Consider the following 13405-nt stretch of genomic DNA (forward strand, 5'->3'; position numbering starts at 1 on the left):
CAACGTAAAACGTGTAGGAGCGAGGCTTGCCCGCGAAGAACGATTACGCGGTCTGCGATCAGAATTCCAGTGTGCTGGACAACGACACCTGCCGCGAATCCCCCATCGACACAAAGAACCGGCTCGCCGCCGAGGTGTAGTAGGTGCGGTCAAACAGGTTCTTCACGTTGAGCTGAAACTTGACCTTCTGCCCTTCGACTTTGGTGTCGTAGGTCGCGAACGCATCGGCCACGGTGTAGCTCGGCAGGTCGAAATCGTTGACCGCGTTACCCGCCCGCTCGCCAACATACCGCGCGCCCGCGCCGACCCGCAGTTGATCGCCGCCCACAATGGTGCCGAAGTCGTAGACCGCCGACAGCGAGCCGCTGTTCTTCGCGACGTTTTGCAGTTTTTTGCCCTTGTAGGTCGGGTCTTCGGTGACCTCGGCATCGGTGTAGGCATAGCTGCCGATCAGGCTCCAGCGGTCGCTGAGCTGGCCGCTCAAATCCACTTCAAGACCCCGGGAGCGTACCTCACCGGCGGCGCTGTAAATCGTCACCGGGCCTTCGGAGTTGGCCACCAGCACGTTGCGTTTCTTGATGTCGAACAGCGCGACGTTGCCGGTCACGCGCCCTGGCATGTCGAGCTTGGCGCCGATTTCCCACGACTTGGCTTCTTCCGGCGCGACGCTGCCGTCGAGCACGGTGCTGCTGCCGCTCAACGGCGCGATGGTTGAGTTGGGTTTGAACGATTCGGTGTAGCTGCCGTAGAACGACAGTTCATCGGTGAACCGATAGACCAGACCGGCGCGCGGCACCCATTTCTGACCGTTGCTGTCGGTGTTGGCCTGGAACGGCACGCCTTTGCCGGCGTATTGGTCGTATTCCTGGAAGCGTGCGCCTGCGACGAAAATCCATTGATCGGTGAGGTGGATCGAGTCCTGCAGGAAGATCGAATCGCTGCGCAGTTCATCGGTCTGCGCACTGTCCGCCGGGCTGACCGTGGTGCCGGCGACTTCGCGGCCATAGACCGGGTTGACGTAGCTGAAGGTGCTCAGGCTTTTCTGGCGGATCAGGTCTTCGCGGTAGATCTTGCGGTATTCGTCATCGATGCCGAACACCAGGTCGTGTTGCATACCCAACACGTTCACCTTGCCTTCGAGGCTGGCGGTGGTGAAACGGTCGGTGCTGATCGCGTTTTGAGTGCCGTCCATGCTACGGGTCAGCGTTCCGCGTCGGGTGTCGATGGCGGTGACGCGCACCTGGCTGGCGTCGTAGGTTTCACGGTTCCAGCTGTAGCCGAAATGAGCGTTCCAATTGTCGTTGAGCTCGTGATCGGCCTCGAAGTGGTACAGGTCCGAGCGGCCTTCCATGTTGTTGAAGGGCTCGTCCAGGCGTTCATTGCGCGAGATGTCCAACGGATGGTTGGTGCGCGGATCGATGACCGTGCCGCGGTCGAACGGGGTCAGGAACTCGCGGTGTTCGTAGGAAAACAACAGCGTGGTGCTTTCGCCGAACCACGCCAGCGACGGCGCCACCAACGTCTCGCGGTGGGTGCCGAAGTTGCGCCAGTAATCTTCGTCTTCGTGGTCCAGCACCATACGGTAAGCAAAGCCGGAATCACCCAGTGCGCCGGTGCTGTCGAGGCCACCGCCGCTGCCGTTTTTACCGTCGCCGTAGGTCGAACCGCGCAGTGTCAGGGCGTTGTATTGCTCAAGCTCGGGTTTCTTGCTGACCATGTTGACCACGCCGCCCGGGTCCTGGATGCCGTATAGCAGCGAGGCCGGTCCCTTGAGGACTTCGACCCGGTCCACGGTCGCATTCATGCCGCGGCCCTGCACGATCGGCATGCCGTCGCGCATGATCGAGCCGTTGCGGTTGTCGCCGAAACCGCGGGTCATCACCGAGTCCTGGGTGCTCGCCAGCGTGTTGCCCTGAGTGATGCCGCTGACGTTGGCCAGCGCATCATCCAGATTGCGCGGCGCCTGATCGCGAATGACCTGGGCCGGAATGACGTTGACGGTCTGCGGGATGTCCTGGAGCAAGGCCGACGAGCGCATCACCGAACTGGTGGGCGGCGGCTGATAGCTCATGGACTGATCGGCCACCGAGTTGATGGTGGTGGTGCCCAGATTCAACGTGCCGGCGCTGGGCAGCGGTTCAAGCACCAGGGTGTGAGCATCGCTACGGCGGAAGGTGAGGCCCGAACCGCTGAGTAAACGCTGCAGGGCCTGCTCGGCGCTCAACGGGCCATTGACCGCCGGGGCGGTGAGCCCGTAAGGCGCTTCATCGGTGTAGACCACGCTGATTCCGGTGACGCGGCTGAAGTCGCTCAAGGCCTGGGGCAGCGGTTTGGCAGCGATGGCGAAGCTGAACGGCGTAAGCGGCTGCGTATTGCCCGCCTCAGCGGCCGATGCGACGCTCGAAGGCAGCAAGGCCAACGCCGACATACTCAGTGCAGAAGCACCCAACCACTGTTTGACCGAACCCGGTTTTGCCCTGGACTTCATTGCTCATTGACCTGTGTAGAACCTACGGGATGCGAATGACTCGCAGTTTCAGTCACTACACGGATGGGGGTTGGGTTTACCTCATCATAATTTTGAAAAATAATTTTTTTGCGGGGTGATGTGGCGTTAAGCCTGACGCCTTCGCGGGCAAGCCTCGCTCCTACAAGGATCGCGCGAACCTGTAGGGGGGCGGGCTTGCCCGCGATGGGGCCGGCAGCCTCACCGCAAAATAATCAGATGCCCCATCACCTTGGTCTGCTCAAACCCCAAAACGCCCTGCAACGAACCCAACACCGCCTGCGGATCCTTGCTCGGAAAACTGCCACTGACCCGCCGCGCGGCCAGTTCATCGTTGAGCAGCACAATCCGCCCCGGGTAATAACGCCCCAGATCCTGCACCACATCGGCCAGGGTGACCTTGTAGTAATTGAGCCAACCCTGACGCCAGGCCAGTTGCGCTTCACTGTCAACCACACGCAGCTTTTGCGCCGAACCTTCGCCATACGCCACTTGCTGGCCAGCGGTCAGAATCTGCTGCTCGGCGTGCCTGTCCGCTGTCACGCCGACCCGTCCTGACAGGACCGTGACCTGCGCACCATGGGGCTGCAAACGTACTTCGAACTGAGTGCCGAGCACCCGGGCCTGGCCCTTTTCAGCGTCGACCACAAACGGATCGCCCGTGTGGGTCACGCTGAAGAATCCGGCACCGCGACGCAGCTGAACGTGGCGCTCGCCGCCACTGAAATCCACGGCAATGGCGCTGTCGGCGTCCAGCGTCACTTGCGACTGATCGGCCAGCGTCACGGTGCGAATTTCACCTGGCGCAGACACATAGTCCGCCCCCAGATCATCGACCCAGCGCATCGGCTGCCAACCCGCGCCGATGCCGATCATCAGCACCAGGCACGCGGCCATGGCCAGCGCGCCAGACCAGCGCCGCACGCCGGTGCGTCGGGATCGGTTCATCGCATTGAGGTAACCCCGCAAGGCGAAAGCGTCTTCATCGGCCAGGGTTCGTGCGGGCATTTCGCTCAACTCCCACAGCACTTGCGCCTGGGCGTAAGCCTCGGCGTGGGCGGGATCGGCCTGGAGCCAGCGGCTGAAAGTGAGTTGATCGCCGCTGCTCGGTTGGTCATGCAACAGGCTCAGCCAGGCGAGTGCAGCCTGCTCTTGAGCGGGCGTCGGGGTGACGCGGTCGAGTTGATTCACGGTGCTTTCCCTGGCGTGCGCGTTGGCGGTTCCCGCAAACTGGCCTTGCAGGCATCGAGGGCGCGCATCATGTGTTTTTCTACGGCGCTTTGGGACAGGCCCATGGCCTTGGCGATCTCCGCGTATTTGCGGCCATGGATGCGGTTGAGCAGAAAGATTTGCCGGGTACGTTCCGGCAATGCGCGCAACGCCGCTTCGACGTGACGCAGGTCGTTGCCCGCTTCCAGCGCCGCTTGTGGTTCGCTGCCCTGGCTGTCCGGTTGATCCGGCATCCAGCCTTCGTTGACCCGCACCCGCGTGCCTTCGCTGCGCAAATGGTCGATGGCGATGTTTCCGGCGCAACGCAGCAGGTAAGTGCTGAGTTCCTCGACCTGCACCAGCGGACGCCGCCAGAAACGCAGAAACAAGTCCTGCACCAGATCGGCGGCGGTAGCGCGGCAGCCGACACGCCGGCTCACCAGCGCTTCCATCTGCGAACGCTGGGAAAGGAACACCTGAAGGAAATGCGCACGGGCGCCGCGATATTCGTCGTCGCGGGATTCCGGGGGATCGCTGGTCATCACTGCGCCAACACGGCGACGGGACTGGCAAGCAGGCTCAACCCAGCCAACGCCAGGGCCAGTCGCGGGCGATAAGGCATCAACAACACCAGCAGCAAGGCGCTGAGCATCAACACCGCAAACCACTCCACCAACCCGAGCCCCCAACCGGTTTTCGCCACCGCCGCCCATAACGAAACTGCCAGCAGCAACCAGCCGCCCAGCTTGAACGTTTTGCGTCGCCGGGCAGACGGCTGGCGCCCCAGCAGTTCGCCGTGATGCCGATCCATTGATAAACACAGCGCGGTGAAACCGCCGTAGCAGAGCAGCAGGGCCAACAGCATTCAGTTCACCTTTTGCTCAAGCATGATCAATCGGGCGCGTTCTTTGGCGACGCGAACGGTCTGCCCGGTGTGCTGCATTTTCCAGGCAGCCCAGGCCAGGAACAGGCCACTGCCCAGGCAGGTCAGATCGAACCCGGCGAGCGTCCAGTCACCTTGAGCCAGCGTCACGCCCAAGTGATACGGCGTGGTCAGCGCGTTCAACAGCGGCACCCCGCAGAACAGCATCGCGGCCAACGCCAATTGCTCGATCCATGCCGCGCGACCACAACGGAACACTGCGTGAACCACGCTCAAGCCCCAGACGATGAAGAAGCTGTTCACTTCCCACTCCGCCCGGGTGGCCATCTCCACCGGCAGCAACCGATTGGCCCAGAAAAATGCCGCCACCGCGACCACCAGCCCGGACATGCTGGCAATGTTCAGCACTTCCACCAGCCGCAGTTCGAAGGGCATTACGCCGCTTTTCACATGTTTGAGCTGACGCTTGCCGAGCCAGATCACCAGACCGGTTCCGATCATCGCCGTGCTCGCCAACCCGCAGATGAAGTACAGCCAGCGCAGCACGGGGCTCGCGAAATGGCCCATGTGCAAGCCATAGAAACTGCCGGCGATGGCCATCGGCACCGGTTGCTGTGGCGTGGCGCTGAGTTGCTGGCCGGTCACGCCGTGGAAGGTCACCGCGCTGCTGGCGTCATAAATCACGCGGTCTGCATCATCCCTTGAGACGACAATCGAGGCATACGCATCCCCCGGATTGTTCACCGTCAGCCGTTCCGCCCGGCCGCCCGACCACTGCGCGCGCGCCCGCTCCAGCAACGGCGCCATCGGTGCCAGTTCCGCCGGTTTGCCGGCCAGTTCGGGCGTGCCGGAGGCCGGGAATACCTCCGCGTAAAACGCGCGGGGATCGCCTTTGTACGAAGCCAGGATGCTCGCCGGCATCACCATCGCCATGAAAATCACCAGGCTGCTGTAGGTGATCATCAGGTGAAACGGCAACACGAGAACGCCCACCGCGTTGTGCCCGTCCAGCCAGGAACGCTGGCCTTTGCGCGGGCGGAAGGTGAAGAAGTCCTTGAAGATTTTCTTGTGGGTGATGATCCCGGTGATCAGGCCGATGAACATCACCATGGCCGCGATGGTCGACAACCAGCGGCCCCACGGATAGGGCATTTGCAGCTGGAAGTGGAAGCGATAGAAGAAATCGCCGCCCATCGATTCGCGGCCCTGCACTTCGCTGCCGGTTTGCGCGTCGAGCAGTTTCTCGGTGAATTGCCCGCGCTCGCCGGGCTTGGCAGGGGTCTGTTGCCAGCGCACTGACAGACCCGGTTCCCGGGCACTCGGCAGGTCGATCAACCAGCGCGAGGCGCCGGCCGCGTGTTGCTGGAGGTAGTTTTGCGCCAGCGTCAGACTGGCTTCGGAGGTCACCGCACGCGCCGGTATCTCGGGCTGCATCCAGTGACTGATCTCGTCCTTGAAATAGGCGAGCGTGCCGGTCAGGAAAATCGCGAACAACAACCAGCCGAAGGTCAACCCGGCCCAGGTGTGCAACCAGGCCATCGCCTGACGAAATCCCTCTTTCATGCGTGGCCCATCCAATTAGCCAACCCCGACACCGCCGCCAGCAGCAGGCTCGCCACAATCAATCCGAACCAGGCTCGCCAGGCACTGCGACAGGCAAAACACCAGAGCACCGCGATCAGGTAGGCCAGAAAAGAGCTCATCATCCCGGTCACCACCGCTTCGGCCCGGGCCATCGGCAACCATGAACTCAAGCTGACACTGGCCAGCGCTGCGACGATATAGCCGCCCAACACCGCGGCCAGCACTCGAGAAGTGACGGCCAATCGATAAGGAACGGGGAGCGTGCGGGTTTTGCCTTTCATGGTTCGACCTTGAAACCAGGTGAGGCCGCATGAAAGTCATGGGGCCAACAAGACCGCAATATTAATGATAAATATTCTCATACGCAAAAGAGTTCCGATGAGATCGGTTGTTCCGGACAGTTCGATTGCGATGCGAGGGGTGCCGAGCCGCTGATCCGCGGGCTCGGGAACGATCAGTTGATTGATCGGCAAAACGAAAACGGGCCTGCATGTGCAGGCCCGTTTTTAAGGGTGGAGAGCGGAAAGGTTAAATGTGGATCAGGCTTCAGCCGTTTTGCGCAGCCTGTTCGTTCTCGAGAAATTCATCTTCCAGCAGCGCATCGGCAGTGGGTCTTTCGAACGGCACCAAAGCGGCACGTGGTTTGCCCCGCAGTTTGCCGAACAGATGCTCAAGCGCATGTTCGAGTTTTTCCGCCGCACCGTCGATTGCTTGCTCCAGGGTGTCGGCTTTATGAGTGACAGAAATCGGTTGGTGGCCTTTTGGCCGCGCTTCCAGTTGGCAGCGCATGTCATGGGGACCTGGCTTGTCGCCATTCTCGTCCCGCAGATGAACCTCGACGCGTGTCAGGTCCTCTTCATAACGTTCGAGCGTGCTCTCAATGGTAGTACGTACCCACTCCTCCAGTCGGATGCTGCTTTGAATATGGTTATCACTGTTGACTTGGATTTGCATAGTTCATCCCTTATTTCAGCTAGCTCGCGAGAGGCGCATCGGCTGGCCCTTGGGCGTCATCACCGTGACCTCTTACTTACACAATCGGTCTGCGCGAAGAACATTTCAACCCCTAAAAAAAGATAAATATGGATTCGCAAAAAAAGTCGGACAACCACCAAAAGCGCTGTTAAGGTCGGGAGTTGGGTCGCCTCTCTCCTCAGTCACAATTGCTCACATCTGTCGCTCCGCCAGGGGGTGCAGACTGCGGAAAATCCCCGCCTCTTCTACCAGCCAGTCATGCACCGCACGCACGCCCGGATGGCTCAGCGCCCCTGGCGCATAGAGCAGCACGTAGCGTTTGTGATTGGGCACCGCCAGCCCGAACGGCACAATCAACGTCCCCCGCTCCAGTTCATCGTTAAGCAACGTGCGCCGCGCAATTGCCACGCCCATGCCGGCAATCGCCGCTTCGATGGTCAGGTGATTGCGGTTGAAGGTATGCCCGCGCCGCACGTCCGCGCCTTCGAAGCCGATGGCATTGAGGTAGAACTCCCATTCCGCGTACTCGTAACTGCCGCGCCAGGCGGTGATGTCGTGCAGCAACGGAAAGTGCACCAGGCCCGCCGGACCGTGCAGCGGCGGTCGGCCACGTAGCAGGCTCGGGGCGCAGACCGGGAAGATCTGCTCGTCGAGCAGGGTTGTGGATAACAACCCGGGATAACTGCCGTCATTCAGGTCGATCGCCAGGTCGAAGTCCCCTTCATGCAACGGCACGCTGCTGTCCTCGGCCACCAGGCGCAATTGAATGTCCGGAAAGCGCTGCTGCAAGCGTGGCAGGCGCGGGGTCAGCCACTTGCTCAGGAACGATGGAATCGAACGCACCCGCAGAATTCCGCTGATCATTCCGGCGTCCAGTCGTCGCAATTCCGCATCGATGCTGCCGTAAGCCTCGTTGACGGTGATGGCCAGTCGCTGGCCCTCGGCGCTCAATTCCACGCCGCGCGCACGACGGTGAAACAAGCGAAAGCCCAGCCGCTCTTCCAGTTGGCGGATTTGCTGACTGACCGCACCCGGCGTGATGTGCAGCTCTTCGGCGCAGCGGGTGAACGACAAGTGCCGCGCGGCACAGGAAAACACGTGCAGCCAGACGTAAGTCTGGGCGTGCAATTGGCGACTCATTGTTTAGTCCTGATAAAGGCTGTCTTAGGAAGTTTCGTTGGTCATGTAGGACCGAGGTCGGCAGTATCGCCGACATTGCGCTTGTCCTACAAAAATGGCAGCGATTTCTCTTCCATTGCTTGTATAGGCTTTAGCATGGCTATCAGTGTTTTCGATCTCTTCAAAGTCGGCATCGGTCCGTCCAGTTCCCACACCGTCGGCCCGATGCGCGCCGCCGCGACCTTCGCCCAGGCACTGATTGACCAGAATTTGCTCGACGCCGTCCGTCGGGTAGAAATCCGCCTTTACGGCTCCCTTTCCGCCACCGGCGTCGGCCACGCGACCGACCGCGCCTGCGTGATGGGCCTGATGGGCGAATGGCCGGACAGCATCGATCCGACCACCATCGACAGCCGAATCCAGACCTTGCGCGAAACCGGCGAACTGACTCTGGCCGGCAACAAGACCATTGCCTTCAACTGGCAACGCGATCTCCTGTTGCTCGATGAGAGTCTGCCCTACCACCCCAACGCCATGTCGCTGACAGCCTTCGGCGAAACCGGTGAGCTGTCGGAGCAAACGTACTACTCGATCGGCGGCGGTTTCATCATCGAAGCGGCGGAAGCCGAGTCCGGCATTGCGCCGGCCAGCGATGTGGTGCTGCCCTACGATTTCTCCAGCGCCGCCGAATTGCTCAAGCTCTGCAACCAGCACGGCTTGCGGGTTTCCGAGTTGATGATGGCCAACGAACTGGCCTGGCGCAGCGAAGCCGAGATCCGTCAGGGCTTGCTGCACATCTGGTCGGTGATGCGTGAGTGCGTCGAGCAAGGCATGCGTCACGAAGGCATCCTGCCCGGTGGTCTGAATGTTCCGCGCCGCGCGGCGAAACTGCACCGCAGCCTGCTGGAAATCGGCAAACCGAATGTCATCACCTCCACGCTGTCGGCCATGGAGTGGGTGAACCTGTTCGCCCTCGCCGTGAACGAAGAAAACGCGGCGGGCGGGCGCATGGTCACGGCACCGACCAACGGCGCAGCAGGGATCATTCCGGCAGTGTTGCACTACTACATGAAATTCAACCCGGACGCGTCGGACGATGACGTGGTCGCCTTCTTTTTGGCCGCGGCGGCCGTAGGCATTCTCTGCAAGAAAAACGCGTCGATCTCCGGTGCCGAAGTCGGCTGCCAGGGTGAAGTCGGTTCCGCCTGCGCCATGGCCGCCGCCGGCCTGGCCGACGTGCTCGGCGCCACGCCCGAGCAACTGGAAAATGCCGCCGAAATCGGCCTGGAACACAACCTCGGCCTGACCTGCGATCCGGTCGGCGGCCTGGTGCAAGTGCCGTGCATCGAGCGCAACGCCATCGCGGCGGTGAAGGCCATCAATGCCACGCAAATGGCCCTGCGCGGCGACGGCAAACACTTCATTTCCCTGGACCGGGTGATCCGCACCATGCGCGATACCGGCGCCGACATGCATGACAAATACAAAGAGACTTCACGGGGCGGCCTGGCAGTGAGCTGGGTGGAGTGCTGAGGAGCATTCCCTGACCGCCTGCAACACGTGAGCCCGAGCAAGAACAATAACGAGGCCAAACGATGACCGATGTACGTACACCTGCTGCCGAAAATCCCGCTGTAGACCTGACACGCAATAGCGAAATAACCCACAAGGGCTGGAGCAAACACGACACCACCTGGATGCTCGGCCTCTATGGCACGGCGATTGGTGCCGGAACGCTGTTCCTGCCGATCAACGCCGGCGTGGGTGGCTTCTGGCCGCTGCTGATCCTGGCAGTGCTGGCATTCCCGATGACCTACTTCGCTCACCGGGGCCTGACCCGCTTCGTGCTGTCCGGCCGTTCCGGGGACATCACCGAAGTCGTTGAAGAACACTTCGGCATCGGTGCAGGCAAGCTGATCACGCTGCTGTATTTCTTCGCGATCTTCCCGATTCTGCTGGTGTACAGCGTGGCGCTGACCAACACCTTGAGCAGCTTCATGGAGCATCAGTTGCACATCGCCCCCCCACCACGAGCGATTCTGTCGCTGGTGTTGATTCTCGGTCTGATGGCGATCGTGCGCTGCGGCCAGGGCGTCATCGTCAAATGCATGAGCGTGTTGGTTTACCCGTTCGTCGCGGCGTTGCTGCTGCTCGGCGTCAGCCTGATCCCGAACTGGAACGGCGCGTTCTTCGCCACTGCCAGCGAAGGCATGCCGTTGCCGCTGTTCTTCAAAACCCTGTGGCTGGCGATTCCGGTGATGGTGTTCTCGTTCAACCATTCGCCGATCATTTCTGCGTTCGCCGTTGACCAGAAACAGCGTTACGGCGAACAGGCCGAACGCAAGAGCAGCGGCATCCTCGCCATCGCCCACGCGATGATGGTGGTGACGGTGATGTTCTTCTGCTTCAGCTGCGTGCTGGCACTGTCCCCGGCTGACCTGGCGGCGGCGAAGGCGCAGAACATCTCGATCCTGTCGTACCTGGCCAACCACTTCCAGACCCCGGTCATCGCTTATGCCGCGCCGCTGATTGCGCTGGTGGCGATCACCAAATCCTTTCTCGGCCACTACATCGGCGCCAGCGAAGGCTTTCAGGGCCTGATCGTAAAAAGCCTGCGCGGCCGTGGCCGGGTGATGTCGGCGAGCTGGCTGAACCGCATCACGGCGCTGTTCATGATCCTCAGTTGCTGGGCCGTGGCGACCTTCAATCCGAGCATCCTCGGCATGATCGAAACCCTCGGCGGGCCGATCATTGCGTGCCTGTTGTTCCTGATGCCGATGTACGCCATCCGCCGCGTGCCGGCCTTGCGCCAGTACTCCGGGCAAGTGTCGAACGTGTTCGTGGTGTTGATCGGTTTGATTGCACTGTCTGCGATCATCTACTCGTTCATGCCCTGAAACGGGCAGGCAAAAAGAAGGCGGGCCAAGGTGCCCGCCTTTTTTTGGCCGCGATCATTGTTCGACAATTTTTCCGGCATGGCCCTTGCTACATCACCTGCGAGGCAAAAGGACTTTTGAAAACCTCAGCGAGCGGCTTGCCGATGGTCCGGTAACGCAAACCAACCCGATCATGGCCGGTCAACAACTGCACGTTCAATCAGGCGGTGACGCATCATGGACAACCCTTTTCAGCTCATTACCGATGCCTTTGCAGCGGATTATCAGATCAACCTGAGCATTCAAGGTCTGGACGGCAGCATCATGCTGACCCTCTCCAACAGCGGCCATGTGGTTGCCAAGCGGATGATCAGCGCCGAACAGCGCAATGACCCCAAGCGCCTCAAGCGCCTGGTGCAAAGCATTCAGTTCGGCATCGCCATTGAACAGGGCCACAGCGCCGTGGCCATCCTCGAAGCCATGACCGATGGCGACAATCGCAACCTGCCGCCACCCTTGGCCAAAGCCCGGCCTCGCCCGACCATGGGCCTTTAAATCTCGCCCTTCTCGACGTCTGGATGCTCACCGGAACCCGTACCGATCTTGCGTTGCGGGTGCTCGATCTTCACAGAAGGGAATTGCGACGAAGCGTAACGCACCACTAGGATCGCGAACGCCAACAGCAGAATCCCGCCGCACAGGTAGATGATGCCGATGTCCGGCGGATTGTGGTGCGAGACGTTGGAGATCAGCAGCCGCGTCAGCGCCGTGATCGCCACGTAGATCAGGAAACGTACCGGCATGTGGTTGGTCTTGACCACGCGGTCTGACATTCGCCTTTATCTATGGCACAGCTGGAGGCCTTGGATGCTAATATTTTTGCCTCACAAAGCAGAGCGTCGACATTCCTACCGGTTGACAGAGAAAACTCTGACCCTATGATAGCAATTGGCCAAAAACTACAACCGCCAATATACTACATAAGGAAATACATGAAAGCTTTTGGGGTAGGATGTTTTCACTTTTCATTGAAAGACAACATAGACAAAGAAATCTCCGTACAAGAATATATCGATGAAATAACCAAAACCCTTAAAAATCTTACAAACGCATCAGACGTAACTATATCTTTCGATGAAGATATTAAAGATGAGAAAATAGACACATCACCCCCCAACCCTAAAATTAGAGAGGGGGACCATGGCTATCCACTTATTACATTCTTAAATTTAACTTTTAAAATCTATATACCATCTCGAATTCAAGCAGAGTTAATTAATCTACCAGAAAAATATTTAGATACGGGCACCGAGAACTTTAAAATCACTGTGCGACATGAGTGGCATGGCCCAGTGAGCTATATCGAGTGTCTATCCGCCACAGAAGACACCCTACCCTCTACAGCGGTTCAAGTAGTCAGGGAGTTCTTAACTAAAGAACTACAAAAGATCGAAACATTCCTAGAGTATGATTTTCTAGGCCCGTCGCCCTTTCACGCAAATTTCTACCTAAACGAAAGCGACACAACCATTGAAAGTTCGTCATTTACACTCAATGAAATAAAGAGCCGAGGATACAACACTCTTAAATTTAATTACAACCCACATAAATTTAAAAACGAGGACAAAGCTCTTGAAGAACTACAAGAAACCCTCGCGGACGAATTGTCATTTTTCTACCAATTAAACAAAGATGCACAATTCAGTTTGAAAAAATGGGGAGAGATTCAGGACACAACACATTCGATCCTTGAGCTTCAAGAAAAAACAAACAAGAAAAACATCATAAAAAGGACAATAGAAAAGCCAAAGCTCTTCCAAAAAGCATTCAAGGATATCGGCTTACTTAAGGGACATTTAATATTCAGAAAAGGGCAGATCGCTAGCAACTACGCGGCGATGTATAAAAGCGGAGAATCAGAGACATACCTGCAAGAATACATCGACCAAGAAATATCCGAGCACCCTCAATACCCCCTCAACGAAACAAGCGAACTTATAAAATACTTCGATCAAAAAAACAGCAAAGCAATCGAGCTTTTGACTATTCTTTCGGCAGGTATTCTCGGGGGAATAGTAGGATCTACAATCACAACAGCTTTTGGCAGTTAACAACCTCCCTAAAGCAATGGCACGTTAATACGTGCCAAAACTGCATGTTCAACTCGCACTATTAAAAATCCTGCCACAAAGACCCTTAATGCATTGAGGCCATAATTATGGAAAAAGAGAAAATATCGGTATCCGACGTTTC

General features: G+C 58.8%; 12 protein-coding genes and 1 pseudogene. 4 read left to right on the forward strand and 9 right to left on the reverse strand.

Features of this window, described 5'->3' with window-relative positions; all coding sequences use genetic code 11:
• Positions 1 to 58: 58 nt before the first annotated feature.
• The 8 genes from FBY01_RS07750 to FBY01_RS07785 form a co-directional block, all read right to left on the reverse strand.
• Positions 59 to 2488, reverse strand: coding sequence for a TonB-dependent receptor (locus FBY01_RS07750; protein WP_145306919.1), 2430 nt, complete (start codon positions 2486 to 2488; stop codon positions 59 to 61).
• A gap of 219 nt (positions 2489 to 2707) precedes the next feature.
• Positions 2708 to 3697, reverse strand: a complete 990-nt coding sequence (locus tag FBY01_RS07755) for a FecR family protein (RefSeq protein ID WP_145306921.1) — start codon at positions 3695 to 3697, stop codon at positions 2708 to 2710.
• Positions 3694 to 4257 (reverse strand): RNA polymerase sigma factor, encoded by a 564-nt coding sequence (locus FBY01_RS07760; RefSeq protein WP_010463165.1) that lies wholly within the window; start codon positions 4255 to 4257, stop codon positions 3694 to 3696. The genes FBY01_RS07755 and FBY01_RS07760 overlap by 4 nt, the downstream gene beginning before the upstream one ends.
• A complete protein-coding gene (locus FBY01_RS07765; RefSeq protein ID WP_010463167.1) occupies positions 4257 to 4580 on the reverse strand; it encodes a DUF3325 domain-containing protein in 324 nt (107 codons plus the stop codon). The genes FBY01_RS07760 and FBY01_RS07765 overlap by 1 nt, the downstream gene beginning before the upstream one ends.
• Positions 4581 to 6161, reverse strand: coding sequence for a PepSY domain-containing protein (locus FBY01_RS07770; protein WP_145306923.1), 1581 nt, complete (start codon positions 6159 to 6161; stop codon positions 4581 to 4583).
• Positions 6158 to 6463, reverse strand: a complete 306-nt coding sequence (locus FBY01_RS07775) for a DUF3649 domain-containing protein (protein ID WP_010463172.1) — start codon at positions 6461 to 6463, stop codon at positions 6158 to 6160. The genes FBY01_RS07770 and FBY01_RS07775 overlap by 4 nt, the downstream gene beginning before the upstream one ends.
• Before the next feature lie 265 nt (positions 6464 to 6728).
• The gene (locus tag FBY01_RS07780) at positions 6729 to 7136 is read right to left on the reverse strand and encodes an HPF/RaiA family ribosome-associated protein (RefSeq protein ID WP_010463173.1); all 408 of its coding nucleotides are present in this window, start codon (positions 7134 to 7136) and stop codon (positions 6729 to 6731) included.
• Between the two features lie 213 nt (positions 7137 to 7349).
• Positions 7350 to 8297: a LysR substrate-binding domain-containing protein gene (locus FBY01_RS07785; RefSeq protein WP_010463175.1), complete on the reverse strand. Its 948-nt coding sequence runs from the start codon at positions 8295 to 8297 to the stop codon at positions 7350 to 7352.
• Between the two features lie 135 nt (positions 8298 to 8432).
• On the opposite strand from FBY01_RS07785, the gene FBY01_RS07790 reads away from it, so the two are divergent.
• The 3 genes from FBY01_RS07790 (at position 8433) to FBY01_RS07800 (ending at position 11707) form a co-directional block, all read left to right on the forward strand.
• Positions 8433 to 9809, forward strand: a complete 1377-nt coding sequence (locus FBY01_RS07790; RefSeq protein WP_077750196.1) for an L-serine ammonia-lyase — start codon at positions 8433 to 8435, stop codon at positions 9807 to 9809.
• A gap of 62 nt (positions 9810 to 9871) precedes the next feature.
• The gene (locus FBY01_RS07795) at positions 9872 to 11173 is read left to right on the forward strand and encodes an HAAAP family serine/threonine permease (RefSeq protein WP_010463179.1); all 1302 of its coding nucleotides are present in this window, start codon (positions 9872 to 9874) and stop codon (positions 11171 to 11173) included.
• Positions 11174 to 11389: 216 nt separating this feature from the next.
• The gene (locus FBY01_RS07800; RefSeq protein WP_010463182.1) at positions 11390 to 11707 is read left to right on the forward strand and encodes a DUF3509 domain-containing protein; all 318 of its coding nucleotides are present in this window, start codon (positions 11390 to 11392) and stop codon (positions 11705 to 11707) included.
• Here FBY01_RS07800 and FBY01_RS07805 read toward each other — a convergent pair.
• A pseudogene (locus tag FBY01_RS07805) lies at positions 11704 to 11967 on the reverse strand (phosphate-starvation-inducible PsiE family protein); the annotation flags it as partial. The gene FBY01_RS07800 and the pseudogene FBY01_RS07805 sit on opposite strands and share 4 nt — an antisense overlap.
• Before the next feature lie 177 nt (positions 11968 to 12144).
• Between FBY01_RS07805 and FBY01_RS07810 the strand changes: the two are divergent.
• On the forward strand, positions 12145 to 13263 hold the full coding sequence (locus tag FBY01_RS07810; RefSeq protein WP_145306925.1) for a hypothetical protein: 1119 nt from the start codon (positions 12145 to 12147) through the stop codon (positions 13261 to 13263).
• The last annotated feature ends 142 nt before the right edge of the window (positions 13264 to 13405 follow it).

This window comes from Pseudomonas sp. SJZ077 (assembly GCF_007993905.1).
Taxonomy (GTDB): domain Bacteria; phylum Pseudomonadota; class Gammaproteobacteria; order Pseudomonadales; family Pseudomonadaceae; genus Aquipseudomonas; species Aquipseudomonas mandelii.

Excerpts from the sequence above, each read along its gene's own strand:
- FBY01_RS07750 (WP_145306919.1), bottom strand. The coding sequence starts at position 2,488 with ATGAAGTCCAGGGCAAAACCGGGTTCGGTCAAACAGTGGTTGGGTGCT.
- FBY01_RS07760 (WP_010463165.1), bottom strand. The coding sequence starts at position 4,257 with ATGACCAGCGATCCCCCGGAATCCCGCGACGACGAATATCGCGGCGCC.
- FBY01_RS07765 (WP_010463167.1), bottom strand. The coding sequence starts at position 4,580 with ATGCTGTTGGCCCTGCTGCTCTGCTACGGCGGTTTCACCGCGCTGTGT.
- FBY01_RS07770 (WP_145306923.1), bottom strand. The coding sequence starts at position 6,161 with ATGAAAGAGGGATTTCGTCAGGCGATGGCCTGGTTGCACACCTGGGCC.
- FBY01_RS07775 (WP_010463172.1), bottom strand. The coding sequence starts at position 6,463 with ATGAAAGGCAAAACCCGCACGCTCCCCGTTCCTTATCGATTGGCCGTC.
- FBY01_RS07780 (WP_010463173.1), bottom strand. The coding sequence starts at position 7,136 with ATGCAAATCCAAGTCAACAGTGATAACCATATTCAAAGCAGCATCCGA.
- FBY01_RS07785 (WP_010463175.1), bottom strand. The coding sequence starts at position 8,297 with ATGAGTCGCCAATTGCACGCCCAGACTTACGTCTGGCTGCACGTGTTT.
- FBY01_RS07790 (WP_077750196.1), top strand. The coding sequence starts at position 8,433 with ATGGCTATCAGTGTTTTCGATCTCTTCAAAGTCGGCATCGGTCCGTCC.
- FBY01_RS07795 (WP_010463179.1), top strand. The coding sequence starts at position 9,872 with ATGACCGATGTACGTACACCTGCTGCCGAAAATCCCGCTGTAGACCTG.
- FBY01_RS07800 (WP_010463182.1), top strand. The coding sequence starts at position 11,390 with ATGGACAACCCTTTTCAGCTCATTACCGATGCCTTTGCAGCGGATTAT.
- FBY01_RS07810 (WP_145306925.1), top strand. The coding sequence starts at position 12,145 with ATGAAAGCTTTTGGGGTAGGATGTTTTCACTTTTCATTGAAAGACAAC.